Annotated in this window: 23 protein-coding genes; 13 read left to right on the top strand and 10 right to left on the bottom strand. The window is 62.1% G+C overall.

All coding sequences use genetic code 11. The features are described from left to right. Positions 1-76: 76 nt before the first annotated feature. The 4 genes from tolQ to HYI44_RS03180 all read left to right on the top strand — a co-directional run bounded on the left by tolQ (position 77) and on the right by HYI44_RS03180 (position 2406). On the top strand, positions 77-787 hold the full coding sequence (tolQ, locus tag HYI44_RS03195) for a protein TolQ (RefSeq protein ID WP_225568740.1): 711 nt from the start codon (positions 77-79) through the stop codon (positions 785-787). A gap of 13 nt (positions 788-800) precedes the next feature. Next, the gene (gene tolR, locus HYI44_RS03190; protein ID WP_225568739.1) at positions 801-1247 is read left to right on the top strand and encodes a protein TolR; all 447 of its coding nucleotides are present in this window, start codon (positions 801-803) and stop codon (positions 1245-1247) included. Continuing rightward, positions 1244-2065 carry an energy transducer TonB gene (locus tag HYI44_RS03185; RefSeq protein WP_225568738.1) on the top strand — a complete coding sequence of 274 codons (822 nt, stop codon included), beginning with the start codon at positions 1244-1246 and terminating at the stop codon, positions 2063-2065. Before tolR ends, HYI44_RS03185 begins: the two co-directional genes overlap by 4 nt. Positions 2066-2190: 125 nt before the next feature. Continuing rightward, positions 2191-2406: a TOBE domain-containing protein gene (locus HYI44_RS03180; protein ID WP_045061257.1), complete on the top strand. Its 216-nt coding sequence runs from the start codon at positions 2191-2193 to the stop codon at positions 2404-2406. Between the two features lie 137 nt (positions 2407-2543). Here HYI44_RS03180 and HYI44_RS03175 read toward each other — a convergent pair whose 3' ends face one another. From HYI44_RS03175 to HYI44_RS03165, 3 genes are read right to left on the bottom strand one after another with little or no spacing between them, the layout of a single operon-like run. Next, on the bottom strand, positions 2544-2957 hold the full coding sequence (locus HYI44_RS03175) for a VOC family protein (RefSeq protein WP_122838427.1): 414 nt from the start codon (positions 2955-2957) through the stop codon (positions 2544-2546). Positions 2958-3004: 47 nt separating this feature from the next. Then, a complete protein-coding gene (locus tag HYI44_RS03170) occupies positions 3005-3664 on the bottom strand; it encodes a TetR/AcrR family transcriptional regulator (RefSeq protein ID WP_122838428.1) in 660 nt (219 codons plus the stop codon). Then, on the bottom strand, positions 3651-4502 hold the full coding sequence (locus HYI44_RS03165; RefSeq protein WP_225568737.1) for a 3-hydroxybutyryl-CoA dehydrogenase: 852 nt from the start codon (positions 4500-4502) through the stop codon (positions 3651-3653). The genes HYI44_RS03170 and HYI44_RS03165 overlap by 14 nt, the downstream gene beginning before the upstream one ends. A 167-nt stretch (positions 4503-4669) precedes the next feature. Between HYI44_RS03165 and HYI44_RS03160 the strand changes: the two genes are divergently transcribed. The 3 genes from HYI44_RS03160 to HYI44_RS03150 all read left to right on the top strand — a co-directional run bounded on the left by HYI44_RS03160 (position 4670) and on the right by HYI44_RS03150 (position 8774). Further along, a complete protein-coding gene (locus tag HYI44_RS03160) occupies positions 4670-5710 on the top strand; it encodes an AraC family transcriptional regulator (RefSeq protein ID WP_225568736.1) in 1041 nt (346 codons plus the stop codon). A 77-nt stretch (positions 5711-5787) separates the two neighbouring features. Beyond that, positions 5788-6912, top strand: a complete 1125-nt coding sequence (locus HYI44_RS03155) for a hypothetical protein (RefSeq protein WP_201146845.1) — start codon at positions 5788-5790, stop codon at positions 6910-6912. A 47-nt stretch (positions 6913-6959) separates the two neighbouring features. Next, the gene (locus HYI44_RS03150) at positions 6960-8774 is read left to right on the top strand and encodes an ABC transporter ATP-binding protein (protein WP_225568735.1); all 1815 of its coding nucleotides are present in this window, start codon (positions 6960-6962) and stop codon (positions 8772-8774) included. Between the two features lie 3 nt (positions 8775-8777). Here the strand turns inward: HYI44_RS03150 and HYI44_RS03145 are convergent, their stop codons facing one another. From HYI44_RS03145 to HYI44_RS03135, 3 genes are all read right to left on the bottom strand, one after another. Next, entirely contained in the window at positions 8778-9734 is a 957-nt protein-coding gene (locus HYI44_RS03145; RefSeq protein WP_225568734.1) for an alpha/beta hydrolase, read from the bottom strand. A 155-nt stretch (positions 9735-9889) separates the two neighbouring features. Further along, positions 9890-10888: an NAD(P)H-quinone oxidoreductase gene (locus tag HYI44_RS03140; protein WP_122838434.1), complete on the bottom strand. Its 999-nt coding sequence runs from the start codon at positions 10886-10888 to the stop codon at positions 9890-9892. Between the two features lie 108 nt (positions 10889-10996). After that, positions 10997-11719 (bottom strand): pirin family protein, encoded by a 723-nt coding sequence (locus tag HYI44_RS03135; protein ID WP_122838435.1) that lies wholly within the window; start codon positions 11717-11719, stop codon positions 10997-10999. A 260-nt stretch (positions 11720-11979) separates the two neighbouring features. On the opposite strand from HYI44_RS03135, the gene HYI44_RS03130 reads away from it, so the two are divergent. Together HYI44_RS03130 and HYI44_RS03125 are read left to right on the top strand one after the other, a co-directional pair. Next, positions 11980-12930 (top strand): GlxA family transcriptional regulator, encoded by a 951-nt coding sequence (locus tag HYI44_RS03130; protein WP_225568733.1) that lies wholly within the window; start codon positions 11980-11982, stop codon positions 12928-12930. A gap of 147 nt (positions 12931-13077) precedes the next feature. Then, the gene (locus tag HYI44_RS03125) at positions 13078-14553 is read left to right on the top strand and encodes an ATP-binding protein (RefSeq protein ID WP_225568732.1); all 1476 of its coding nucleotides are present in this window, start codon (positions 13078-13080) and stop codon (positions 14551-14553) included. Here HYI44_RS03125 and HYI44_RS03120 read toward each other — a convergent pair. Then, a complete protein-coding gene (locus HYI44_RS03120; protein WP_225568731.1) occupies positions 14527-17325 on the bottom strand; it encodes an ATP-binding protein in 2799 nt (932 codons plus the stop codon). The genes HYI44_RS03125 and HYI44_RS03120 overlap by 27 nt on opposite strands. A gap of 185 nt (positions 17326-17510) precedes the next feature. After that, complete coding sequence (locus tag HYI44_RS03115) at positions 17511-17951, bottom strand: helix-turn-helix domain-containing protein (RefSeq protein ID WP_122838439.1); 441 nt, start codon at positions 17949-17951, stop codon at positions 17511-17513. Between the two features lie 145 nt (positions 17952-18096). On the opposite strand from HYI44_RS03115, the gene HYI44_RS03110 reads away from it, so the two are divergent. The 4 genes from HYI44_RS03110 to ycaC all read left to right on the top strand — a co-directional run bounded on the left by HYI44_RS03110 (position 18097) and on the right by ycaC (position 22305). Continuing rightward, a complete protein-coding gene (locus HYI44_RS03110) occupies positions 18097-19017 on the top strand; it encodes a LysR substrate-binding domain-containing protein (RefSeq protein WP_045061270.1) in 921 nt (306 codons plus the stop codon). A 145-nt stretch (positions 19018-19162) separates the two neighbouring features. Then, complete coding sequence (locus HYI44_RS03105) at positions 19163-19774, top strand: antibiotic biosynthesis monooxygenase (protein ID WP_122838637.1); 612 nt, start codon at positions 19163-19165, stop codon at positions 19772-19774. Next, positions 19771-21609, top strand: coding sequence for an amidohydrolase (locus HYI44_RS03100; protein WP_225568730.1), 1839 nt, complete (start codon positions 19771-19773; stop codon positions 21607-21609). The genes HYI44_RS03105 and HYI44_RS03100 overlap by 4 nt, the downstream gene beginning before the upstream one ends. A 69-nt stretch (positions 21610-21678) precedes the next feature. After that, positions 21679-22305: an isochorismate family cysteine hydrolase YcaC gene (gene ycaC, locus HYI44_RS03095; RefSeq protein ID WP_045061273.1), complete on the top strand. Its 627-nt coding sequence runs from the start codon at positions 21679-21681 to the stop codon at positions 22303-22305. 63 nt (positions 22306-22368) lie between these two features. Here ycaC and HYI44_RS03090 read toward each other — a convergent pair whose 3' ends face one another. Then, entirely contained in the window at positions 22369-23802 is a 1434-nt protein-coding gene (locus HYI44_RS03090) for a mechanosensitive ion channel family protein (protein ID WP_225568729.1), read from the bottom strand. Between the two features lie 93 nt (positions 23803-23895). Beyond that, positions 23896-24915 (bottom strand): alpha/beta hydrolase, encoded by a 1020-nt coding sequence (locus tag HYI44_RS03085; protein ID WP_225568728.1) that lies wholly within the window; start codon positions 24913-24915, stop codon positions 23896-23898. Positions 24916-25105 lie beyond the last annotated feature (190 nt).

Below are 25105 nucleotides of genomic sequence, written 5' to 3'. Positions count from 1 at the left end.
TCATCTGACTTTCATCGAATAGCTCAACGGCCGTCGCGCATCGACGGCCCGCGAGCCCCGCACAAGGAGTTTCACCATGCAGGCCACACTCGAACACATGACGATCTGGGGGCTGATCAGCGACGCGAGTCTGTTGGTCAAGGCGGTCATGCTTATCCTGCTGCTGGCATCGCTGCTCAGTTGGTACCTGATCATCCTGCGCAGCAGCGTGCTCAAGCGCCGCGAGCGACAACTCAACGATTTCGTGCAGCGCTTTCGCGGCACGCCGGACCTGTTGGCGTTGTATCGCGAAACGGCGAAAAACACTGACGGCGAAGCCGGCGTCGAACCCATTTTCCAGGCCGGCTTGCAGGAGTTCAACCACCTCAACCAACACTCGGGCAATGCTGCAGACGTGGTGCTCGAGGGCGTGGAGCGGGCGCTTTATGTCGCCATCAGCGAGCAGGAAGTGCGCCTGGAAAAAGGCCTGCAGTTCCTCGCCACGGTCGGTTCGGTCAGCCCCTACATCGGCCTGTTCGGCACCGTGTGGGGCATCATGAATTCCTTCCTCGGGTTGTCGCAGGTGCAGCAGGCGACGTTGTCCACCGTGGCCCCGGGCATTGCCGAAGCGCTGATTGCCACGGCCATCGGCCTGTTTGCGGCGATACCTGCGGTGATTGCCTACAACCGCTTTTCCTCGCGTAGCCAGACGTTACTGACGCGCTACTACGCGTTCGGCAACGAGCTGCAAGTGCGCCTGCACCGCAAGCTGCATGGCGCGCCGATCAACCTGGCCGCCGCCGCCTGAAAGGAGAGTGACGATGTTGGTCAGACCGCAACGCAAACACGGACCCAAGGCCGAGATGAACGTGGTGCCGTATATCGATGTGATGCTGGTGCTGCTGGTGATTTTCATGGTCACCGCGCCCATGCTCACCCAAGGGGTGAAAATCGAACTGCCCAAGGTCGCCAGCGAAGCACTGGCCAATGACAGCCGGCAGCAGATCCTCACCCTGTCGGTGAAAGCCGAGGGCGGTTACTACTGGAATCTTGGCGGCGAACTCGACACCCGCAACCAGACCGACAGTGCGGTGAGCCTTGCAGACATGCAGGCCAAGGTAGCGCAGGTGGTCGCTGAGCGGCGAGACACCCAGGTCTACATTCGCGCCGACAAGGACGCCGGCTACGGCAGCGTGGTCGCGGCGATGGCGGCGTTGCAACAGGGTGGGGTCAGTAACCTGGGACTGGTAACCGAGGCCCCGCAATGACGGCGATGACCTTGCACAGGCCTTACCTGGCGGCTGCGCCGGTCGATCGCAGCGGGCTGTGGCGCAATGGCCTGGCTGCGAGCCTTGCGGTCGGGTTGCACGTGATCGTGCTGGGGTTGCTGGTGCGGGGTTGGGTGGCCGAGATGGCTCCGGCCGAGCAGCCGGCGGTCTTGCGTACCCAACTGGTGATCCTGGCGCCGACGCCCGAGGCACCTGCGCTTCAGGCACCGATACCGTCACCCATACCGGTGCCTGCCGTGGTGCAACCGCTTGAGCCTGTGGCCGCGACGCCGGCGCCGAGCAAGCCGGCTGTCGACCCGCAGGTCCAGGTGCAGAAGTTGCAGCAGGCGGCCTTGGCTCGCAAGCGGGTCGAAGAGAAAAAGCGTGAGCTCCAAGTCGAGCAAAACCGTGAGCGCCTGGAGTCGCAAAACCGCGCTCGCGAAGTCGAACAGCAGCGCCTGGCGCAACAGCAATCACAGCAGGCCGAACAGGCGCGCCTGAGTGCCGAGCGAGGCCGTCAACAGGCGGCTGCCCAGGCCGCTGCCGACACTCGTCAGTACCTGCCATTGAGCAAGGAAGCGCCCGACTATCCACAACGCGCGCTGGATAAGAACCTGGAGGGCGATTGCACGGTGGAGTACACAGTCAATCCGCAGGGCAAGGTCGAGAATCCGAAGGTGCTTGAGGGTTGTCACCCGATGTTCATGCGACCGTCTCTGGCCGCTGCCGATACATTTCGTTATCAGCCGCGGATGATTGATGGCAAGGCGGTGTCGGTGCCGGCAGTGCGCAATACCTTTCACTATCGAATCAAGTAACTCTTTTTATTCCAAAAAGGCATAGATAGATAATTATATATTCCTTTTAATGTTGTTCCGCTCGGTGCACTTTGGGGGCCTGCACATGTGTGCCAGCCAACAAGACTCAGACAGGAAGCCTTAACATGACCATCAAAGCGATCAACGTGCGGAACCAGTTCAAGGGTGTCATCAAGGAAATCGTCCAGGGCGAAGTGGTCTCCGAGATTGATGTGCAGACGGCGTCCGGGATTGTCACCTCGGTGATTACCACCCGCTCGGTGCGGGACCTGGAGTTGCGGGTGGGGAGTGAGGTAATTGCCTTTGTTAAATCGACTGAGGTTTCGATCGCGAAGCTTTGATGAGCGCTTCCCGAGGATCTGCCCCACCTGTTTTGACGGTGAAACTATCCCGCTGTTAGAGGTGAAATTGTGGGAGCAAGCCTTGCTCCCACAAGGTGCAGCCAATCAGCCAATCAGCCAATCGGCCAATCGGCCAATCACTGATCCTTCTCGCAGTTCACCATCCACGCCACTCCAAACCGATCCTGCAACATGCCAAACCGTGCCGCCCAGAACGTCGGTTCCAGCGGCATTTGCACGCTGCCATCTTCGGCCAATGCACTGAACACCCGCTCGGCCTCTGCAATGCTGTCGACGTTCAGCGATATCGAACAGCCGGCCATGTCATCCGTGGGTCGATCCGGGGTGGTGTCCGAGCCCATGATGGCCTGGTCACCTATCGACAGGCGGGTGTGGATGATCAGGTTGTGCAGGTCGGCGGGGACGTTTTCGCGGGCGGGGCTTTCACCGAAAGTCATCATGACGTCGATGCTGCCGTTTAACGCCTGGGCGTAGAACGTGAAGGCGGCTTTGCAGTCGCCGTTGAAGATGAGATAGGGATTGATTTTCATGATTCAGCTCCCGGTCATTGAAGATGATTGACCCGGGTAGCAAAGCGCTAAATCGCGGCGATTGCCGAGGTTTTTTTAGATGTTTTTTCTATGGATGTAGCCAGGCTTATCGCCTCACTCGAGCGACGCGGTGCCAGCAGCCTTTCGATGGCGCCGCTGACCATGTTCTCCAGCAGCTCGTCGCGCTCGGTTTCGTCCAGCGGGTGATGAGTCAACCAGGTGGGGGCGCTGTTGAGCAGCGAGGCGATGGCATGCCCGGCGGCGAGCAGGCCCTGCTCGCTAAAGCGCGAGCGCACCCCAAGCATTTTCAGCAGTTTGCGCTCGTACTGCTCGCGCAGCTGCTGCACTCGCACTTGCTGCTCATCGTTAAGGCAACCGCTGTCGCGCTCTACCAGGCGAAAATGCCAAGGCATGTCCTCATGCAGATTCAGGTGGGCGCGGATCAGGCTGTTGAGGCGCTCGCGCTTGGCCGGAGCCTTCTGTTCGACGCGGCCCAGGGTAGCCAGCAGCTCTTCATAGAATTCCTCGATCAGATCGAGGAGCAAGTGCTGCTTGCTCGGATAATGGTGATACAGCGAGCCCGGGGCGAGCCCCAGGCAGGTGGCGAGTTCACGCATGCCGACCTGGCCGAAACCCTTGCTGGCAAACAGCTCCAGCACCTTGTCCCGGTATTCGGCAAAACGTGAACAGCGCTCAGGCATAGGCATGGAAGCCACGCCCCGTTTTACGTCCCAGGTAGCCGGCGGCGACCATTTCCTTTAGCAGTGGAGCAGGGCGGTATTTGCTGTCGTTAAATCCATCGTAGAAGGCTTCGAGAATTGCCAGCACGGTGTCCAGGCCGATCAGGTCTGCCAATGCCAGAGGGCCGATCGGTTGGTTGCAGCCCAGGCGCATGCCGGCGTCGATGTCCTCGACGCTGGCCAGGCCCTCCTGGAACACCAGGATCGCTTCGTTGATCATGGGCACCAGGATCCGGTTCACCACAAAACCCGGGCGGTTGCCGGCAGTGATCGCGGTCTTGCCCAGGGTAGTCGCCATCTCCAGCGCGAGAGCGTGGGTCGCGTCGCTGGTTTGCAGGCCGCGGATCACCTCGATCAAGCCCATCACTGGCACCGGGTTGAAGAAGTGCAGGCCGATGAAACGCTCGGGCTGACTGACACTGGCGGCCAGTTGAGTGATGGACAGCGACGACGTGTTGGAAGCGATCACGCATTCGCTGCCCACTTGTGCGGCGATCTGTTGCAGCACCCGCAGTTTCAGTTCGAGATTTTCGGTCGCCGCCTCGATCACCAGCTGCACGGCCTGCAGGCTGCTGTAGTCAGTGCTGGTGCGGATCCGGGCAAGGGTCGCGAGCTTTTGTGCTTCGCTCAGCATTTCCTTGGCCACCTGCCGATCGAGGTTCTTGCCCACCGTCGCCAGCGCTTTTTGCAGCGCGCTCTCGCTGATGTCGAGCAAGATCACATCGAAACCGGCCTGAGCACACACCTGGGCGATGCCATTGCCCATGGTGCCCGCGCCGATTACGCCAATATTTTGCAGATCCATGTTCCAGTCCTTGCGCTCAAAACCTTGCGATACCTTGGCCGTCGAGGCGGCCAAAAGCGTACTATTGGCCCCGAGTCTAGAGCGGGCAGGGCAGTTGTCCTATGCCGCAACTGTTCAACGCAACTGGTGTTTTTTGCCATTCGAATACTGGGGAGTGAAGCGTTCACATGCGGGAAAAGGATTCGGTCGCCGCCTACTTTGTGCAAGCCATGGTCCAGGAGCTGGGCGCCGATCCGTTGCGTCGCGAAGCGCTGCTGCTACAGGCCGGCATCGACCCGTTGCTGGTGCGGCAGCCCACAGCGCGAGTGCCTGCCAGCGCGTTTGCCGCGCTATGGCTGATCCTGATCCGCGAGCTCGATGATGAATTTTTCCTGCTCGACTCCCATGGCATGCCGCCGGGTGCGTTCGCCCTGATCTGTCGGGCATTGATCCAGGAACCCGACCTGCACAAGGCGATGCGCCAGTGCCTGGCCAACTTCGGCCTGTTCCTGCGCGATTTTCGCGGCACGCTGACCGTACGTGGCAAGCGTGCGGTCATTAGCCTGGAATCCCGGGCGAAGAACCCTGAAGTCAGTCGATTTGGCGAGGAGACCTTCCTGGTGCTGATGATCAGTCTGTTGTGCTGGCTCGGTGGCCGGCGCATTCCGATCGACCGTGCCGACTTTCGCCATGCCCGGGTAGCCCTCAGCGATGACCGACTGCTCTGGGGGCCCAACCTGACACTGGGGGCCGAGCGCACCGAGATCGAGTTCGCCAGCCATTACCTGCGCCTGCCTGTGGTCCAGGACCTGGCCTCGCTGAAGGTGTTCCTGCGCACGGCGCCGCAGTGGCTGGTGATCCGCTTCCGCAATCAGCATGGCCTGGCCTCGCAAGTGCACCAGCGCCTGCGCAACAGCCCATACAGCGACTGGCCGACCCTGCAGGCTTTTGCCCTTGAACAGCACCTGAGCCCCAGCACCTTTCGCCGCAAGCTGGAGCGCGAAGGCTGCTCGTACCAGGAAATCAAGGACGAAGTACGGCGTGGCGTGGCGTTCGAGCAGTTGCGCGAAAGCCGTGCAAGCATCGGCGACATCGCCGAGCGCCTGGGTTTCCAGGAGCCGAGCGCGTTTCATCGGGCGTTCAAGAAGTGGACCGGGGAGAGCCCGGGCAAGTACCGGTCGCGTTTCCAGGGGGCATTGGCGAAAGATCTGACGGACGCTTCTGATTAAGCTCGGCCCCGATGTTTTCCTGCGTTTGGGCCTGTACAGTCGTTGTACCTGCCCCCATGGAACTGGAGCCTGTCGACGTGACCGATATCGAAAACATTCCCCCGCGTACTGCCACCCCCGATCGTTTCAAACAGTTGAGCCAGTGCCTGCTGTGGCTCAACGAGCGCGCCTGGCCGCTGACCGTGGGCATTCTGCTGATGGCCGGGGTGTACCTGTACCAATACATCCAGGAAGAAAAAATCCCGCTGAGCATCACCTCGTCGGCGGTCATCACGGCGTTGCCGGTGATGTCGGCGATTCTGATCTTCATCATTTCGATTCTGCTGGCGTTTGTATTGCTGCCGATCTTTGTACTGTTTCATCGATTCAATGATTCGCAGCGGCGCCTGAGTGACGAGCTCACCCTCGGCCCGGCCACCGCGCAACAGCGCAAGCGCCACAAGCGCATGCTGGGACGTTGGGCGGCCAGCCTGGTGGTACTCGGGACGTTCTGCGCGTTGCTGAGCGTGATCGGTTCCCAGGTGTCTGCCACCTGGTACTGGACCCTGCTGGCGGTCGTGGGCACGGTGCTGACCATTGCCGCCTACTACTGGTTGATGACATTGGGTATCGACGGCCCCATGTCGATGGACTTCCGATTTGCCTGCCTGATGTCGGCCTTCGTGCAGATGGGCGTGATTCTTAATGTCACCATCGTGGCGATCGACATCGCCGGCCGCTATGTGAGCAATCTGTGGTGGATGGTGCCGTTGATGCTGGTGGAGTTGCTGGTGCTGTGGATCATCCAGCTGCTGGGCGCCCTGTTCGTAGTGAAGATGCGCAGCCACGACAACCCCCTTGCCATGGTGGCGTGCGCGGTGATGGTGCTGGTCATGGTGCTGGGATTTTACCCTGCCTCGGGCGCCAGGCTCGGCGGCTTCGCCTTCCAGGTGTCCGCCTCCGGCGCACGCAATTGCACGGTGCTGAATTTCGGCGCCGAGAGCAAAGGCTTCGAGTCGATCACCGATCCCGACAGGCCCGGTTTCAGTCGCCCGCTGCGGGTCATTGCCGAAGCGGATGGCACTTACTTCGTGCGGTTGTGGAAGTCCGATACCAAGGCGGTGCAGTTTGTCCCACGGGCGGGTCTGGTGGGCGTGGACGTCTGTCCGCGTGAAAAGGTAAAAACTGCGGCTGTTGCAGTGACCGCCCCGACCCCTGGCTGAAGTAACATGGCGCACTCACGCCATCACTACGCCGGGTCCAGCACCGCATGCCAGTTGCCCTGAATCGCGTCACCTCCTTGCTCGACCAGGCCCGACGCGCCTTGCTTCTGGTCTGGGGTACCTCCCGCGCACTGTTTATCGGCCTGGTGATCGCCACCCTGATCGCCGGCATACTGCCGGCGCTTGCCGCCTGGCTGGGCCAGCGCATTGTCGATGCGGTGGTCTTCGCCATGCAGTTGCATGCCCAGCAGGGCAGTGCACCCTTGTGGCCAGTGGTGCGTTACGTGTTGTTCGAGGCGGGTGTGCTCGCCCTGTTGTCCGCGACCCAGCGGGCGCTGTCGGTCCAGCAGTCGCTGTTGCGGGTGCAGTTGGGGCAGAAGGTCAACACGATGATCCTGGAGAAAGCCCAGACCCTGTCCCTGGTGCAATTCGAAAACTCCGAGTTCTACGACAAGCTGGTGCGCGTGCGACGCGAGGCGTCCACCCGGCCGCTCGCGCTGGTGATGAAGTCGCTGGGGCTGATCCAGAATCTGATCATGCTGATCAGCTTCGGCGTGCTGCTGGTGCATTTCTCGCCGTGGGCCCTGGCGCTGCTGGTGGTGGGGGCGTTGCCGGTGTTTTTTGCCGAGGCGCATTTTTCCGGGGATGCTTTCCGGTTATTCACCCGTCGCGCGCCGGAAAGTCGCCAGCAGAATTACATCGAGACCCTGCTGTCCCACGAGGCCTACATCAAGGAGGTCAAGCTGTTCGGCTTCGCACCCCTGCTGTTGCAGCGCTATCGCGACACGTTCGCCCGTCTTTACGCCGAGGACCGGCGCCTGACTCTGCGCCGGGATGGCTGGGGTTTTGTCCTTGGATTGTTGGGTACCGCGGCGTTTTACCTGGCCTACGCCTGGGTGGTGGTCGACACCGTTCACGGCAGCATCACCCTGGGCCAGATGACCATGTACCTGGTGTTGTTCAAGCAGGGGCAGTCGGCGGTGAGCAGCAGCCTCAGCGCCATCAGTGGCCTTTACGAGGACGGCCTGTACCTGTCGAGCCTTTACGAATACCTGGGCGAACCGGTGGTGGCCGATAGTGGTCATTTGACCGAGGGCGTGGCGCCGGGCGATGGCTTGCGCTTCGAGAATGTCGGTTTTCGCTATCCCGGGGCGAGTCGCGCGGCCCTGGAAGGCATCGACCTGCACCTGGTGCCGGGCCACAGCGTCGCGCTGGTAGGGGAAAACGGTTCAGGCAAGACCACGCTGATCAAGCTGCTGACCCGTCTGTATCGCCCGGACCAGGGGCGCATCCTGCTCGACGGCAGCGATCTGCAAGCGTGGGAAGAACAGGCACTGCGACGGCGCATCGGGGTCATTTTCCAGGACTACATCCGCTACCAGTTCACCGTGGGAGAAAACATCGGGGTGGGCGATACCCGGGCCTTCAACGATGAACCGCGTTGGCAGGCAGCCGCCACTGAAGGCATGGCCGCGCCGTTCATCGAACAGCTGGACCGCGGTTATGCGACGCAACTGGGGCGCTGGTTTGCCGGGGGGCAGGAACTGTCCGGCGGGCAGTGGCAGAAAATCGCCTTGTCCCGCGCCTACATGCGCCGCGACGCCGATATCCTGATCCTCGACGAGCCGACCTCGGCACTCGACCCTGCAGCGGAAGCAGCGGTGTTCCAGCACTTCAGCGAACACACCGAAGGGCGCATGACCCTGCTGATTTCCCACCGGTTTTCCAGCGTGCGCAATGCCGACCACATCATCGTGCTCGAACAGGGGCGGATACTCGAACGCGGCGATCACACCAGCCTGGTGGCGGCCGAAGGATGCTATGCGCAGCTCTTCCAGCTGCAGGCCCAGGGTTACCGCTGAGCCTCAGGAATCGTGTGCAGCCCGGCCGGCGGCAGGGCCGGCTACCTGCGCTGGAGTGGTTTTCATCAGGCTTTCCAGCGCCTGGCGGTACTGCGCACGGCCCAGGCTCATGCTGTTGTTATGCGTGCCACCGGGGATCAGCAGCAGGCGCTTGGGTTCATTGGCGGCGTTGAACAGCTGCTGGCTGAAGCGCGACGGCATGAGCGGGTCGGCCAGGCCGTGAACCACCAGCAACGGCATGTCGATGTCGACGATCTTGTCGATTGAATCGAATTTCTGCGACAGCAGCCAGCGCACGGGCAACCACTTCACCGGCAAGTTGTTATCGGCCACCTGGGCCACCGCATCCCCCAGTGACGTGAAGGTGGACTCGATCACCAGGCCACGCACAGGCACCGGGTCGCGGTTCTTTTTTGCCTGGGCAGCCAGGTCGGCAGCCAGGTCAACGGCCACCGCACCACCCAGGGAATGCCCGTAGATCAGGCGCTTGCTGGCGTCGGGCTGCATCGCCGTGAAACGCTCCCATGCCGCACGTGCATCTTCGTAGACACTGGCTTCAGAAGGCAGGTCGCCCTTGCTCTGGCCAAAGCCGCGGTAGTCGATGGCCAGCACCGAATAGCCCATGGCGCGCAGTTGCTCGATGCGAAATGCCTGGCCGGTCAGGTTCCAGCGCACACCGTGCAGGTACAGGATTGACGGCGCATCGCGGCGCGCCGCCGGCCACCACCAGGCATGCAGGGATTGCCCGGCCTTGAAACCGGAGGGCTTGATGTCAAACTCCTGAACGTCCTTGGGCAGGCCCCGGTACCAACCGGCGGTCCCCGGTTCGATGCGAAACAGCAACTCGCGCTCCTTGTGCTGGAGCACCCCGCAACCCACCGGCAAGCCGACAATCAGCGCAGCCATGCACATCAGCGAGAGCCAACGGCGGCGCAGCAGGGGGAGGAGGGAAGAGCGCATAACGGTCGTTCACCATCAAAAAAACTGAAGTTCGGGTTTTAACAGATGCGTGGCGCAGGCGGGAAAAATATCGACAGCCGTCAACTGCCCATACATGCCTGCAGGAGCGAGCTTGCTCCTGCAGAGTGAACCTGTGTTGATGCGCGGTTGGAGTATCAATCCACCTGCAACACGATCTTGCCAATGTGATCACCAGCCTCCATCCGTGCATGCGCCTGGGATGCGTCGGCCAGTGCGAAGACCTTGTCGATCATCGGCACGCACCGACCGGCGGACAATACCGGCCAGACGTATTCGCGCAACTGTTCGGCAATCGAGGCCTTTTCCTCGCGGGTGCGCGAACGCATCAGCGAGCCGGTGATGGTTGCGCGCTTGCCGAGGATCGCCATCAGGTCGACTTCATTGGCTTTGGCGCCTCCCAGGAAACCCAGCATCACCAGGCGACCGTCCATGCCCAGTGCCGCGATGTTCTGGTTCAGGTATGAGCCGCCCATGATATCGAGAATCACATTCACGCCTTTGCCGGCAGTCTTGTCCTGAATCACCTGGACGAAGTCCTGGTCACGATAGTTGATCGCCTCGGCGCCCAGCTGGCGTATCGCCGCGCATTTGTCCTCGCTCCCCGCCGTGGCGAACGCCTTGACCCCGAACTCGCGACACAGCATGAGGGCGGTGGTGCCGATCCCGCTGGTGCCGCCATGAATCAGCGCCCGCTGGCCCTTGCTGGCGCCACCGATGTCGAACAGGTTGGCCCACACCGTGAAAAACGTTTCCGGGACGGCGGCCGCGTGAATCCAGTCCATGCCGTCGGGAATTGGCAGGGTCTGGCTGGCCGGCGCCACACAATATTGGGCATAGCCGCCGCCATTGGTCAGGGCGCAGACCCTGTCACCGACGATGAACTCGTTGACCCCTGCGCCGATCGCGACCACTTCTCCCGCCACTTCCAGGCCAGGAATGGGGCTCATTCCAGGCTTCATCGGGTACTTGCCTGTGCGTTGAATGACATCGGGACGGTTGACCCCGGCGGCGTGAACGCGGATCAGCACTTCGCCGGCGGCCGCCACAGGCAGCGCTTCCTGACGCGGCTGCAAGACCTCGGGGCCGCCGGGCTGGGTGATTTCAATGAGGGTCATGGTCTGTGGCAGGGGCATGGCAGTGGCCTGTTTTTAAGGATGTAATGGATAAGACCATTTTTTTCGCAGTTTTACTGTAGGGGCTGTCGTGAGAAACGAGGCTGCGATCTTTTGACCCTATTGCCATTACGGCATCTGCGGCAATTCCTGCGCCCGCAAATCAAACACCAGCACCTCAGCATCCACACCATTGCTCAACATCAACACCTGCTCATTACGCACCCGCACCCCATCGCCCTCCTGCAACCGCAGGCCATTAAGCTCGACACTGCCGCTCGCCACATGCACGTAGGCATAGCGGTTGGCTGCAAGCTCCAGGGTGGCGCTTTCCTCGCCGTCGATCAGTGCCGCGTACACCCGCGCATCCTGGCGCACCTTCAGCGAGCCGTTGCTACCGTCCGGCGAAATGATCAGTTGCAGGCGCCCGCGTTTTTTCTGCGTACTGAAGTGCTCCTGTTGGTAGCGTGGTTTGGCCCCGGCGACATCGGGCACGATCCAGATTTGCAGAAAGTGCACCGGGCGGGTGCTTGAGTGGTTGTACTCACTGTGTGCAACACCACTGCCCGCGCTCATCAATTGCACGTCCCCGGGACGAATCACCGAGCCGGTGCCCAGAGTGTCCTTGTGCTCCAGTGCGCCTTCGAGCACATAGGAGAAAATCTCCATGTCGCGGTGCGGGTGCTGGCCGAAACCTTTCCCGGCCGCCACGCGGTCATCGTTGATCACCAGCAGGTCGGAAAATCCCTGCTCTTTCGGGTTGCGGTAGCTGGCAAACGAAAAGGTGTGGAACGACTTCAACCAACCGTGATTGGCCATGCCGCGATCAGTGGCTTTGCGAAGGGTCAGCATGATGAATTCTCCTGGAGGGACGGTGATTCGTCCGAGTGAGGAGAAGGTTAATGGTTACTGCTTGATGCAATAAGTAGATGAAAATTGAAATACTGTCACTTCCAGGTTGACAGTAATGTGCGGATGATCACCTTTTCCCGCCCGACATCCAGGCGGAACCTGGTCATAATGCCCAGCACCTTAGACCCAACTCTGTAGGAGCAAGCTTCGCTCCTGCAGGGGAAGGTGTGTCTCTACATGACCCCAGTGATATTGATCCCATGAAAACCGTGGCAATGGTGCTGTTCCCCGATTTCCTCCTGCTCGACATGGCCGGCCCCATGGAGGTGTTTTCCATCGCCAATCGTTATCTGGCAGCCGAGCACGCCTACGTACTCACCACCATCGGCACCGAAACCGGCCCGCTGCGTGCGTCCAACGGTGTCAGCCTCAGCACCGATCTGCACATCGACCAGGCCTCTGACAGCTATGACCTGCTGCTGGTCCCCGGCGGCCCCGGCGCCTACAACGAAAGGCACCCCTCGTTACTCGCCTGGCTGCCGGCCGCGACAGCCCGGGCCGGCCAGTACGGCTCGATCTGTACAGGTGCCTTCGTGCTTGGCCATGCGGGCCTGCTCGACGGCTATCGGGTGACCACCCACTGGCACTACACCGAGCGGCTGATCAAGGGCTTCCCCAAGGCGACGGTCGAGACCGATCGGATCTACGTGCTGGACCGCAATCTCATCACCTCCGGTGGCGTGACGGCCGGTATCGACCTGGCGCTTTCGGTGGTTGCCGCCGACCACGGCAAGAAAGTCGCCCAGGACGTGGCCAAGGTGTTGCTGGTGGTGATGAAGCGCCAGGGTGGGCAGGCACAATTCAGTCCTTTGATGGCCGCCGTGGCGCCGCAGGAAACGGCCATCACCCGGGTGCAGAACCATGTGCTGGAACACCTCGACCAGCCTTTCAGCATTGATGGCATGGCCAGCCTGGCGGCCATGAGCCCGCGGCATTTCGCCAGGGTGTTCGCCCGGGAAGTGGGCATGACGCCCATGGAGTTCCTCCAGCGTGCGCGCATCGATCACGCGAGAAACCTGTTGGAAACCAGTGACTTGCCACTCAAGACCATCGCCTTCAAAAGTGGTTTCGGCAGCGTGCGGCACATGCGGTTTCTGTTCAGTGAAAAGCTCGGCCTGACCCCCACTCAGTACCGCGAGCAGTTCAGCTGAGGCTGATTGTCCGTCCCGCGCACCCGGATGGCCGTGACACTCCCATCGCCGCAGTTGTGCTGTCACCAATGCCTGCCAAGATAGATGAGAACTCATTGCACTGGAGATGCGGGAATCCGCAGGGTCGGGTTTCCGCATGTAAACGGCATGAACAGTCTCAGAGATTTGCACAGCGATACGGTGCTGCACTTCGGGCCCTATGCCTTCTACCTGCAACAACGCCTGATCCTGGACGGCGAGGTGGCGCTGCGCATGGGCGGTCGCGCCCTGGACCTCCTGCAGCTACTGGTCGAGCAAGCGGGCACAGTGGTGAGCAAAGAGCAGTTGATCGCCCGGGTGTGGCCCACTTCGGTGGTCGAGGAAATCAACCTGCGGGTGCACATTGCCGCCTTGCGCCGGGCCCTGGGCGATGGGCAGAACGGCCTGCGCTACATCATCAATGTTCCCCAGAAGGGCTACTGTTTTGTCGCGCCAGTGGTGCAGGGGCCGGCGAGCACGCTAGTTGCCCTTGAAACTTGCCTGCCACCCCAGCACAACTTGCCCGCCCGGCTGACCCCGGTAACCGGCCGGGACTCGGTGGTCGGCAGCCTGGTGCGGCAGTTGCCGGTCCGGCGTCAGCTGACGCTGGTCGGCCCCGGCGGCATTGGCAAGACCACGGTCGCGCTGCGGGTCGCCGAACTGTTGTTGCAGCACTATCGGGACGGCGTGTGGCGGGTGGATTTTTCCACCCTCGATGATCCGACGCGAGTGGTCGATCATGTGCTGCGAAGCCTTGGTCTGGAAGTTGACTCGACCCTCGAGGCGCTAAAGGCGCGGCATGCCCTGCTGGTGCTGGATAACTGCGAGCACGTGCTCGAACGCTGTCGTCACCTGGTCGAGGCGCTGCTACGGGGCGCACCACGGTTATCGATCCTGGTCACCAGTCGCGAACCCCTGCAGGCCGCCGGTGAAACCGTCCAGCGCGTGGCACCACTGGTCGTTCCACCGGTGTCCGCGTTGCACAGCGTCGAGCAGGTGATGGGCTATTCGGCGGTGCAGTTGTTTGTCAGCCGGGCGCGGGCGCGTCAGCAAGGTTTTGCCCTGCGCGAACAAGACCTCAAGGCCTTGCGTGAAATCTGTCGCCGCCTGGATGGTTTGCCCCTGGCCATTGAACTCGCTGCGGCGCAAATCGATGCCTTGGCGTTGGTGGGATTGCAGGCCCAGCTCGACAATTGCTTCCAGCTGTTGACCCAGGGCCGGCGTACTGCGGTGCCGCGCCACCAGACCCTCAAGGCGGCTCTGGACTGGAGTTACGACAAGCTCAGCAACCGCGAGCAGACGGTGCTGCAGCGCCTGGCCGTGTTCAAGATGTCGTTCACCCTGGAGGCGGCCATCGGCGTGATCAGCTGCGCGGTGCTGCGTCCCGCGCAATTGCTGACGCTGCTGGAGGGGCTGGTGGCCAAATCGCTGCTGTCGCTGGAACAGGTCAACGGCAGCGCGCGGTATCGCTTGCTGCACACTACTCGCCGCTATGCGCTGGATAAGCTTTCGCACAGCGGTTGCCTGCACCTGTTCGAGGTGCGCTACGGCCATCACATCCGCCGCGCCCGGCGTGAGTCAGGCGTGCTGGAGGTTGTCGAGTAGACGTCGCGCTTTTTGCAGGTCCGGTGTGGCGAAGCCCTCGGTGAAACGCGCGTAAACGGGCGCGAGCAGTTCCTGCGCCTGCAGCGGTCGTCCCAGACGCAGCCAGAGTTGCGCCAGGGCGGTGGCGCTGCGCAGTTCCCAGGCCAGGGCGCCCTGGTTGCTCGCCACATTCAGCGCCCTGATCAGTAGCGCCTCGACCTCGCGCGCCGCTTCGTCTGAATCATTGACCGCCAGCAAGGTACCGGCCCTGGCGCGCATGATTTCCGCCGTACACCAACCGGCCATCCCTGTCTCCGCCCGCAGCACCAATGCTTCATCGATCAGCCCGGCATCCAGCGTGAGCATGATCTCCCGGATCAACCCGGAACCTGCCGGCGCGCCGGTCGGTGCTGTGTCGGGGGCGATCACCTGCGCATACTCGCGCGCCCAGTTGTAGAACAGCAGCACCGAGTGTTTCTGCGCTTGCTGCAGCAGCAGTTGCAACAGTTCACGGGCGCTGCAGGTATCGCCGTTGTAGTGCGCGATCAGGCAGCCTGCTAGTGCCAGGGTGTAGCAGATCGACGTGCCGTGGTTGATCTGCAGCGCTACGTCCAGCGCCTGCCGGGCCGTACGCCAGGCTTGTTCGGGCTGACCCTGGACCCAGAGGATGCGTGCCAGAATCGTCAGCGCCGCCACGCTCTGATCGTATTGCACGCCAAAACCATGAGTGAAACGGTTGAGGTGCCCGCTCTGTGCCATGCGCTGGATCACCTCTTCGGCGTTCACCCGGGCCATGCGCTGATTGCCCACGAAGTGCAGGGCGAGCACCCGCAGGCGGTGCGCGCTCAAGTCCAGCAGCGGGTCACCGTGGCGGCCGAGGCGGTCGAATTGCTGGCTTTGCTCCAGGGCCATCTGATAATTGCCGCAACTGAGGTTGACCGCCATGTACCCCGACACCGCGCGCAATTCCCCGGCCACGTCATTGCTCGCCCTGGCCAGGTTCCTGGCGCTGACGAACGCTTCGATGGTCTCGGCAGTGCCGCCCTGGGTGTGATAGCAGGAACTGCCGAGTGCCAGGTTGAGGCTCATCTTCAGTTGCGGGCAGGGCTGCGGTTCTACGTCGAGCAATGCCAGCGCCTTGCGCACGTAGGCGCCGTGTTCCTTGAGCAGTGACAGCTCCTGCCACAGCGGCGTGGAAGCCGCCGCCAGGGTGATCGCCAGCGTCTGCGGGCCGGCGGCATGCAACCCCCAATCGAGGGCGCAGCGGATGTCCGCCAGGCTGCGGGCATAGCGCTCGATCCACCGGCTGGTCGGAACCAACTCCCAGTCGGTCCTGGCCTGTTGCATCAGGGCCAGGCACCGTGCGCCGTGCCGGGCGCGGGTGTCCAGCAGATCACCGGCCTGTTCGAGTTTTTCCAGGGCATAGCCGCGGGTGAGATCGAGCAGGCGGTAGAACACCTCTTCGTCGCCGACTTCCACGTTGAGCAATGACTTGGCCACCAGTTGAGTGATCGAAGCAAACACTTCATCGGGCTCGATGTGTTCGCCCACGATCACCGCTGCGGCTGAGGCCAGGGTGAAGCCGCCGCGAAATACGCCGAGTCGCCGCAGGCACACCTGCTCGCAGGGGCTTAACAGTTCAAAGCTCCAGTCCAGGGTGGCGCGCAAGGTCTGATGGCGGGCCAGGCTCAGGTCACTGCCGTGGGCCAGCAGGCGAAAACTGCCCTGCAGCTGGGTCAGCAGGCCGCTCAAGCCAAAGCGGCCAACCTGCGCCGCTGCCAGTTCAATGGCCAGCGGGATGCCGTCGAGTCGGTGGCAGATATCGACCAGCACCGGCAATTGCGCATCGTGCAGCTCGAAACTGTCGTGGCTGGCCATGGCCCGTTCGACGAACAGTTGCAGCGCGGAAAAGCTCAGCGCCTGGGCGCGGTCCAGCACCGTGGAGGGCGGCGGGCAGTCCAGCGACTCCAGGCGCTGCACGAACTCGCCCTCGGCCCGCAGGCCCTCGCGGCTGGTGGCCAGGATGTGCACGTTGGGCGCACCACGCAGAATGTTTTCGCAGAGCAGGGCAACGGCGTCGACCAGGTGTTCGCAGTTGTCGATCACCAACAGCATCTGCCGCTCCCTCAGGAAGTTCACCAGGCTGCCCATTGGCTCGGTGTCGTGCACTGACAGGTCGAGCAGGGTGGCCAGGTGCGTGGTGATCATCGAAGGGTCGTTTATCGGCGCCAGGTCCAGCAGGCGAATACCATCGCGGTATTGCCCGATCAATTGCTCGGCGACGCGCAGGGCGACGGTGGTCTTGCCGATGCCGCCGGGGCCGACGAGGGTGATAAAACGCTGGCGCGACAGGTGTGTCACCAGGCGCTCGACCAGGGCTTGGCGACCGATCAGGCGGGTGCGCCGCACGGGCAGGTTGTGGCGGCTGCGTTCGACTGCGGCAGGCGCCGGATGTGGCTCGAAGGCCTGCATCGAATAGGGCGCGACAAAGCTATAGCCGCGCTGCGCAACCGTGATGATGTAGCGCTGCCCGGTCTGGCCGTCGCCCAGGGCTTTGCGCAACGCAGCCATATGGACCCGCAGGTTGATGTCTTCCACCACGCTGTCGGGCCACACTCCGGCGATCAACACCTGCTTGCTGACCACATTGCCGGCGTGTTGCAGCAGGATCAACAGGATATCCAGGGCGCGCCGGCCCAGCCGCAACGGCTGGTCGCCCTCCAGCACCAGGCGCTGGCCGGGGTAGATCCGGTAGGGGCCGAAATGGATGGCCAGTTCGGGGGAAAGGGTCACGCGCTCACTCCTGCTTGCGTGCGTCTGGTACGCAGTTTGCGAGCATATTCCAGAGGTTTGCGCGTCAACGCAACGGTACGCCGGGCGAGCCCGCTTTGCGGTGCAGAATTAACGGCGTTTAACTCGACGCCATCGCGATTCGATTCGGACACTCTATGGCGTGGCCGAGACTCGCAACGAGCGGCTCAACGCTGACAGACCGGCATTGCTCCAGGCTTGAGGCTGGTCGGGGAACGCACCATCCGGCATCGCCACGCGAACGGATTGATGCCTTCGCTGCGGGTGAAGATATGGCAAAAATGCGCCTGGTCGCAGAAGCCGCATTCCAGGCTGATTTGCGTCAGTGTCATGTCGGTGCTCTGGATCAGTTGCTTGGCGCGGGCGAGGCGTTGCTGGCGAATCCAGTCCTGGGGTGATAGACCGGTGCTGCACTTGAACGCCCGGGAGAAATGGCTGCGCGACAGGGCGCATGCACGCGCCAGGTCGGCGACTTCGACGGTCTCGCTCAAACGGTCCAGGATCAACTGCTTGGCCAGGCTTTCACGCCACGGGATCAGGCCACCAGTCTTCTTCTTGCGCGGTTCGACGACGGGCGCGCAGGCGATAGTTTGCTGAGATTGAGCCATAAGCAATATCCGGGTTGGTACACCGCATTCTTGGACGGGAGGCTCTGCGTGGCGAGTTAATCGTTGTTAATTGCGTGTTAACACCAGGCAGCCTGGAATAAAATCAGCCACAATCGGGTGTTCACCCTTGAGGGAATCGCGACCCATGAACCGAAACGATCTGCGCCGAGTCGATATGAACCTGCTGGTGATTTTCGAGGCCTTGATGTTCGAAAAGAACCTCACTCGCGTCGCTGAAAAACTGTTCATGGGACAGCCGGCAGTGAGTGCCGCACTGGGACGGTTGCGTGACCTGTTTGACGATCCGTTGTTGCTGCGCAACGGCCGGAGCATGGAACCCACTGCCCGCGCACTGGCGATTCTCAAGGAGTTGCAACCGGCGATGGACACCATCTCTGGCGCGGTCAGCCGGGCCAAGGAGTTCGATCCGGCGAGCAGCTGCGATGTGTTTCGCATCGGCCTGTCGGACGATGCCGAGTTTGGCCTGTTTCCATCACTGCTGACGCGCCTTCGCGAGGAGGCGCCAGGCATCATCGTGGTGGTACGTCGGGCGAATTACCTGTTGATGCCGGCGCTCCTGGCCTCAGGTGAAATCTCCGTCGGGGTCAGCTACACCACGGATCTGCCGGCCAACGCCAAGCGCAAGACCCTGCGCGATATTCCCTGCAAAGTGCTGCGTGCAGACAAGCGACCAGGCGCGCTGACCCTGGATGAGTACTGCGAGCGGCCGCATGCCATGGTCTCGTTTTCCGGGGACCTGAGCGGCAACATTGACCTGGACCTGGCCAAGATTGGCCGCAATCGTCGGGTGGTCCTTGGCGTGCCGCAATTCAGCGGCTTGCGCGCCTTGCTGGCCGGTACCGAGATGATTGCAACCGTTCCGGATTACGCGGCCTGCGCACTGGTCGAAGGCTGCGCCCTGCGCGCCGAGGACCCGCCATTCCCGATCGAGGCGGCGCAGCTCTCCATGGCCTGGAGCGGGGTGCACGACAACGATCCGGCAGAACGCTGGCTGCGCTCGCGGATCAGCGACTTCATGTCACGGCCGCTTCCAATAGAGGCATAACTACCCCTGAAATCTTCGCGTGGCGAGATCAGGAAGCCAGAACAGCACATACATCCAATTCCCTGCACAAATCTCCCGGCACTATTCTCTTATTGCCGGCCAGAACGTCTGGCGCTCAATGATCGATTGTGCGGAGCGTTACGCCATGTCTGAACCCACCACACGTCACACCCCCGTGCGCGGCTTTGAAGAAGTCGTGACCCTGGTGATCAAACACCGGGTGAAGGCCGGTTTTGAAGTGCCCTACGAAACCTGGTTGCGCAACATCGTCACCATCGCCGGACAGCAGGATGGGCATCTGGGCGTGGACGTGATGCGCGGCAAGAACGCCGGTCTTGACCTGTACACCTGCGTGCTGCGCTTCTGCTCCACCGAAGCCATGCAGCGCTGGCTCGATTCGCCGCAACGGCTGGCGCTGGTCAACGAAGCCACGCCCATGCTGGCAGACGGTGACCAGACCGAGGTCAACCCGGTCAACGAATTCTGGTTCACCCAGGCCGACGCCGCCTCACCACCACCGCCACGCTGGAAGCAGGCCGTGGTGACGTTGCTGGTCATTCTGCCGCACACCCTGCTGGTGCCATTGATCTGGGGGCCACTGCTGCAACTCCACCCCTTGCTCTCCAACTACGTGGTGGCCACGTTCCTGATCACCCTCACCATCGTCGTCTCGGTGGTGTACCTGTTCATGCCGATGGCGACGCGGCTGTTCGCGCCCTGGCTGTCTCCCACCTCCGAGCCCAAGGAAAACCCATGAACGCCGATCTGATTCTGTTCAACGGCCAATTTCATACCGTCGACCGGGAGAACCCGGGCGCCAGTGCCGTGGCCATCGGCGAAGGCCGTTTCATCGCCGTTGGCACCGATGCCCAGGCCATGGCCCTGCGCGGTGCACACACCCAGGTCATCGACCTCAAGGGCCGCTGCGTCATACCGGGGCTCAACGACTCGCACCTGCACCTGATTCGTGGTGGCCTGAACTACAACCTCGAGTTGCGCTGGGAAGGCGTGCCCTCGGTGGCCGATGCCCTGCGCATGCTCAAGGAGCAGGCGGACCGCACGCCGACCCCGCAGTGGGTCCGGGTGGTGGGCGGCTGGAACGAATTCCAGTTCGCCGAAAAGCGCATGCCGACCCTGGAAGAACTCAACCAGGCGGCGCCGGACACGCCAGTGTTCGTGCTGCACCTGTACGACCGCGCCTTGCTCAACCGTGCCGCCCTGCGAGTGGCCGGCTACACCCGCAACACGCCGAATCCGCCAGGTGGCGAGATTGTCCGGGATGCCAACGGTGAGCCGACCGGCATGCTGGTGGCGCGTCCCAATGCGATGATCCTCTACTCGACCCTGGCCAAGGGGCCGAAGCTGCCGCTGGAGTATCAGGTCAACTCCACTCGCCAGTTCATGCGCGAACTCAACCGCCTTGGCCTGACCAGCGCGATCGATGCCGGCGGTGGTTTCCAGAACTACCCGGACGACTATCAGGTGATCGAGCAGTTGGCGAAAGATCAGCAACTGACCATCCGCATCGCCTACAACCTGTTCACCCAGAAACCCAAGGAAGAACTCACCGACTTCAAGAACTGGACCAGCAGCGTGACCCTGCACCAGGGCGACGACTTCCTGCGACACAACGGCGCCGGCGAGATGCTGGTGTTCTCGGCAGCCGACTTCGAGGACTTTCTCGAGCCGCGCCCGGACCTGCCGCAGACCATGGAAGATGAACTCGAGCCGGTGGTACGCCACCTGGTCGAGCAACGCTGGCCGTTTCGTCTGCACGCCACCTACAACGAATCCATCAGCCGCATGCTCGACGTGTTCGAGAAGGTCAACCGCGACATTCCATTCAACGGCTTGCCATGGTTCTTCGATCACGCCGAAACGATTACCCCGCACAACATCGAGCGGGTGAGGGCGCTGGGCGGTGGTATTGCGATTCAGGATCGCATGGCCTTTCAGGGCGAGTACTTCGTCGAGCGTTACGGCGCCAAGGCCGCCGAAGCCACGCCGCCGATCAAACGCATGCTCGCTGAAGGCGTACCTGTCGGCGCCGGCACCGACGCGACGCGGGTGTCCAGCTACAACCCCTGGACCTCGTTGTACTGGATGGTCAGCGGTCGCACCGTCGGTGGTCTGGCGTTGCACAGCGAAGGCCTCTCCCGGCAGACCGCGCTCGAACTGTTCACCCATGGCAGCGCCTGGTTCTCCTCCGAGCAGGGCAAGAAAGGCATGATCAAGGTCGGCCAACTGGCTGACCTGGCCGCCCTGAGTGCGGATTTTTTCAGCGTTGATGAAGAAGCCATCAAGTGGATCGAGTCGGTGTTGACCGTGGTCGGCGGCAAGGTGGTGTATGCCGCCGGTGACTTTGAAAAACTTGGCCCGGCGAAAGTGCCGGTGCTGCCCGACTGGTCTCCGGTGGTGAAGGTCCCCGGCCACTGGCGCCCGACCTCGCCGATCCAGGCCCAGGTGCATCACTGCAGCGGACCCTGTGGCGTGCATGCCCATAGCCACGACCGGGCGCGTTTGTCGAACGCTCCGGTGAGTGATTTTGCCGGCTTCTGGGGCGCCTTCGGCTGCTCGTGTTTCGCGTTCTGACGACTGTCCACGCTGCGCCGAATTCCCCTTCGGCGCGGCACGTAATGCCCATCCAACGAGGAGTTTCACATGAGCAATGTTCCCTACAAGCGCCTGAACAAAGATGACGCCGTGGTGCTGCTGGTCGACCACCAGACCGGTCTGATCTCGCTGGTCCAGGATTTCTCGCCGAACGAGTTCAAGAACAACGTGCTGGCCCTGGGCGACGTGGCCAAGTTCTTCAAGCTGCCGACCATCCTCACCACCAGTTTTGAAAACGGCCCGAACGGTCCGATGGTTCCAGAGCTCAAGGAGCAATTTCCGGACGCGCCGTACATTCCTCGTCCTGGCCAGATCAATGCGTGGGATAACGAAGACTTCGTCAAGGCGGTCAAGGCCACCGGGCGCAAGCAACTGATCATTGCCGGCGTCGTGACCGATGTTTGCGTGACTTTCCCGACGCTCTCGGCGCTGGCGGAAGGTTTCGAAGTGTTTGTGGTGACCGACGCTTCCGGCACTTTCAATGAAACCGTCCAGCAAGCCGCCTGGGCCCGCATGGCTGCCGCTGGCGCGCAACTGGTCAACTGGTTCTCGGTGGCCTGTGAGCTGCAGGGGGACTGGCGCAACGACATGGAAGGCCTGGCCAACCTGCTGTCGCCGCGCATTCCCAACTACCGCAACCTGATGAACAGCTATTCGGTGCTGAGCTCGAAGTAAGCATTTTCGGCCAACACCGATAGCCTGTGGGAGCGGGCAACCCCGCTTCCACTGTGCCTTGCGTCAGCCTTGACGTTTTTGCAACCACCCCAGGAACCCGCCTTTACGGATCGGCTCCGGCTTGGCCATCAGCGCCAACCGGCTGTTCTGCTGGCGCACCGCTTGCAATTTGTTCAACGCCCGACCCACTTCCACACGCGCCTCCATGCATTGGCGGGCCAGGGATTTGTCGATCCGGTAAATGATGCACGAGGTCAATGTGGTGAACGTGGCCTGGGACGGTGAGTCCGTGAGGATGCTCTGCTCGCCCATCACCTCGCTCGGGCCCATGCGCCCGGCTTCGGTGTGTCCACTGCCATCGGGTACGCTGGCACTGACGACACCGGTGGCAATCACCATCAGGCTGTCCGGCACATCGCCCAGTTCCAGTACCACCTGACCTGCGGCGTATTGCTGCGCAACCATCGAGCGCGCCATTTCGTCGCGTTCCGCGTCACTCAGGGACCGGAAGACTTTGACTTCATCCAGCAACGCCCGGGCCCGGGTAGTGGGTTCGATCACGCCGTCGAGCTGACGGGAAATCCCCGCCGCCTCAAGGTGTCGATGAGCCAGGTCGAACAGTTGGTTGCGCACCTCACTCTTCTTGCCCAACTCGGCAATGAAGCCGCTGGCGACGTACTCCGACATGGATTCGCCAGCTTCCTTGAGCACGGCTTTCGGCGCCGGATTGAGCAGCAGGCTGCTGCTGCCTTGCAGGGTGCGATCCAGGGCATCCAGCACGCGGCGCGGACGGATGTGATTGGGCACCTGGAGGCTGATCGACACCCCGTGCATGTTGCTCGGCCGGCTCAGGTTGACGATTTTCGCCTTCGCCGCCACCGAGTTAGGCACTACCGCCGTGCTGCCAGCACTGGTCAACAGGTGGGTGGCGCGCCAGTCGATATCGAGCACCTTGCCTTCCACGCCGTCGATCATGATCCAGTCATCCACCTGATAGGGTTTGGTGGTGTTGAGCACGATCCCGGAGAACACATCGCTCAAGGTGCTTTGCAATGCCAGGCCGACTACGATTGCCACCACCCCGGAAGTCGCCAACAAGCCTTTCACCGGCAGCTCCAGCACATAACCCGCCGCTGCGACGATGGCGATCAGGAACACCAGGGCGCCAATCACGTCCTGCAGCAACCGTCCGCTGTGGCCGATGCGCCGCACCAGCACCAGGCCGATGACCTCGGTCAGCACGCGCGCCGCATACAGCCACCAGAGAATACCCAGGGCCGTTGCGCCCAACTGCAGCACGCTATCGTCGGCAAACAACGGGGCCTGCAACGGGCTGACACCGGCATTGATGATCAGCGCGCTGAACCCCATGAACAGCCCCAGGCGCACCCCGACACGCACCACGCGATGCTTGAATGGCGCGATGTGCCAGAGCAGGGTGTCGATGACCAGCAGCAAGGCACTCAAGGACAACAGGTGGGCGAGGACAAAGGACATGGAGAACCCCGGAAGGCTGGAGTGATAATGCAAAATTGCTCTTCGTAGGCGCCGGCAAGCCGGGCGCCTAAGAAAAACGCAGAAGGTACATCCTCAATTCAGATGAGTCTTCAATTCCAGCGCCGCCTGCCGCACCGCCGCTTGCACCTCCGGGATCTGGCTCAGCGGGTTCAACAGCCCGAAGTCATGAATCATCCCGTTGTACCGCACCGCCGTGACCGGCACCCCGGCCGCGTCCAGGTGACGGGCGTAGGCTTCACCTTCATCGCGCAGCACGTCGAACTCGGCGGTCTGTACCAGCGCGGCCGGCAAACCCTTGAGCTGTTCGGCGCTGGCCTGCAATGGCGAGGCGTGGATCTGCGCGCGCTCAGCGGGGTTGGTGGTGTAGCTGTCCCAGAACCAGTTCATCATGCCCTTGGTCAGGAAGTGGCCCTCGGCAAATTGCTGGTACGAGCCGCTGTCGAAAGCGGCGTTGGTCACTGGCCACATCAGCAACTGGAAGCGCAGGGCCGGTGCTTTCTGTTCTTTTGCCATCAAGGCCACGACCGCCGCCATGTTGCCGCCGACGCTGTTGCCAGCCACGGCGAGGCGTTTGCCGTCGACGCCGATGTCCTTGCCGTGCTCGGCGACCCAGCGGGTGGCAGCGTAGGCCTGGTTGATCGCGGTCGGGTAGTGCGCTTCCGGGGACGGCGTGTAGTCGACATAGACCGCAACGGCACCGGAGCCCACCACGAGATCGCGGATCAGTCGCTGGTGAGTTGGATAATCCCCCAAAACCCAACCGCCACCGTGGAAGAACATGAACACCGGCAACTCACCTTTAAGCTTTTCCGGACGGACGATTTTCAGGTTGATGGTCTGCCCGTCCACCTTGATCGCCCGGTCGCTGACGGCGATACCCGATACATCGACCTTCACCGAATTCTGTGCGCCGCTCAGAACTGCCCGGGCATCCTTGGGGCTCAACTGTTCGAGCGGCTTGCCGCCACCTGCCGCGAGGGCTTCGAGAAAGGCCTGGGTGTTGTGTTCAACGCCCGGGCTGCCCGCGGCGAAGGCATTACCGACGGCGAGGGCGAGGAGGGAAGCGGTCAGGGATTGGGTGACGATGTTCATGAAGTAATTCCTTTTCGTTGGGAGGTACGGTCCGTAGGAGCTGCCGAAGGCTGCGATCTTTTGATCCTGGTTTTCACGACCCAGAATCAAAAGATCGCAGCCTCCGGCAGCGCCTGCATGTCCGGGGTGAGCACAGATTAATAGGATGTCAAAAAGGGAAAAAGCGGCTATAAAGTGTTTGACTGTCAAC

This window comes from Pseudomonas sp. Y24-6 (assembly GCF_020295325.1).
Classification (GTDB): domain Bacteria; phylum Pseudomonadota; class Gammaproteobacteria; order Pseudomonadales; family Pseudomonadaceae; genus Aquipseudomonas; species Aquipseudomonas gregormendelii.
This window is presented reverse-complemented; position numbering and strand designations above follow the sequence as displayed.

Excerpts from the sequence above, each read along its gene's own strand:
- HYI44_RS03090 (WP_225568729.1), bottom strand. The coding sequence starts at position 23,802 with ATGTCCTTTGTCCTCGCCCACCTGTTGTCCTTGAGTGCCTTGCTGCTG.
- HYI44_RS03125 (WP_225568732.1), top strand. The coding sequence starts at position 13,078 with ATGAACAGTCTCAGAGATTTGCACAGCGATACGGTGCTGCACTTCGGG.
- HYI44_RS03150 (WP_225568735.1), top strand. The coding sequence starts at position 6,960 with ATGCCAGTTGCCCTGAATCGCGTCACCTCCTTGCTCGACCAGGCCCGA.
- HYI44_RS03145 (WP_225568734.1), bottom strand. The coding sequence starts at position 9,734 with ATGCGCTCTTCCCTCCTCCCCCTGCTGCGCCGCCGTTGGCTCTCGCTG.
- tolR (WP_225568739.1), top strand. The coding sequence starts at position 801 with ATGTTGGTCAGACCGCAACGCAAACACGGACCCAAGGCCGAGATGAAC.
- HYI44_RS03135 (WP_122838435.1), bottom strand. The coding sequence starts at position 11,719 with ATGCTGACCCTTCGCAAAGCCACTGATCGCGGCATGGCCAATCACGGT.
- HYI44_RS03130 (WP_225568733.1), top strand. The coding sequence starts at position 11,980 with ATGAAAACCGTGGCAATGGTGCTGTTCCCCGATTTCCTCCTGCTCGAC.
- HYI44_RS03175 (WP_122838427.1), bottom strand. The coding sequence starts at position 2,957 with ATGAAAATCAATCCCTATCTCATCTTCAACGGCGACTGCAAAGCCGCC.
- HYI44_RS03170 (WP_122838428.1), bottom strand. The coding sequence starts at position 3,664 with ATGCCTATGCCTGAGCGCTGTTCACGTTTTGCCGAATACCGGGACAAG.
- ycaC (WP_045061273.1), top strand. The coding sequence starts at position 21,679 with ATGAGCAATGTTCCCTACAAGCGCCTGAACAAAGATGACGCCGTGGTG.
- HYI44_RS03180 (WP_045061257.1), top strand. The coding sequence starts at position 2,191 with ATGACCATCAAAGCGATCAACGTGCGGAACCAGTTCAAGGGTGTCATC.
- HYI44_RS03110 (WP_045061270.1), top strand. The coding sequence starts at position 18,097 with ATGAACCGAAACGATCTGCGCCGAGTCGATATGAACCTGCTGGTGATT.
- HYI44_RS03115 (WP_122838439.1), bottom strand. The coding sequence starts at position 17,951 with ATGGCTCAATCTCAGCAAACTATCGCCTGCGCGCCCGTCGTCGAACCG.
- HYI44_RS03185 (WP_225568738.1), top strand. The coding sequence starts at position 1,244 with ATGACGGCGATGACCTTGCACAGGCCTTACCTGGCGGCTGCGCCGGTC.
- HYI44_RS03140 (WP_122838434.1), bottom strand. The coding sequence starts at position 10,888 with ATGCCCCTGCCACAGACCATGACCCTCATTGAAATCACCCAGCCCGGC.
- HYI44_RS03105 (WP_122838637.1), top strand. The coding sequence starts at position 19,163 with ATGTCTGAACCCACCACACGTCACACCCCCGTGCGCGGCTTTGAAGAA.
- HYI44_RS03085 (WP_225568728.1), bottom strand. The coding sequence starts at position 24,915 with ATGAACATCGTCACCCAATCCCTGACCGCTTCCCTCCTCGCCCTCGCC.
- HYI44_RS03165 (WP_225568737.1), bottom strand. The coding sequence starts at position 4,502 with ATGGATCTGCAAAATATTGGCGTAATCGGCGCGGGCACCATGGGCAAT.
- HYI44_RS03100 (WP_225568730.1), top strand. The coding sequence starts at position 19,771 with ATGAACGCCGATCTGATTCTGTTCAACGGCCAATTTCATACCGTCGAC.
- tolQ (WP_225568740.1), top strand. The coding sequence starts at position 77 with ATGCAGGCCACACTCGAACACATGACGATCTGGGGGCTGATCAGCGAC.
- HYI44_RS03160 (WP_225568736.1), top strand. The coding sequence starts at position 4,670 with ATGCGGGAAAAGGATTCGGTCGCCGCCTACTTTGTGCAAGCCATGGTC.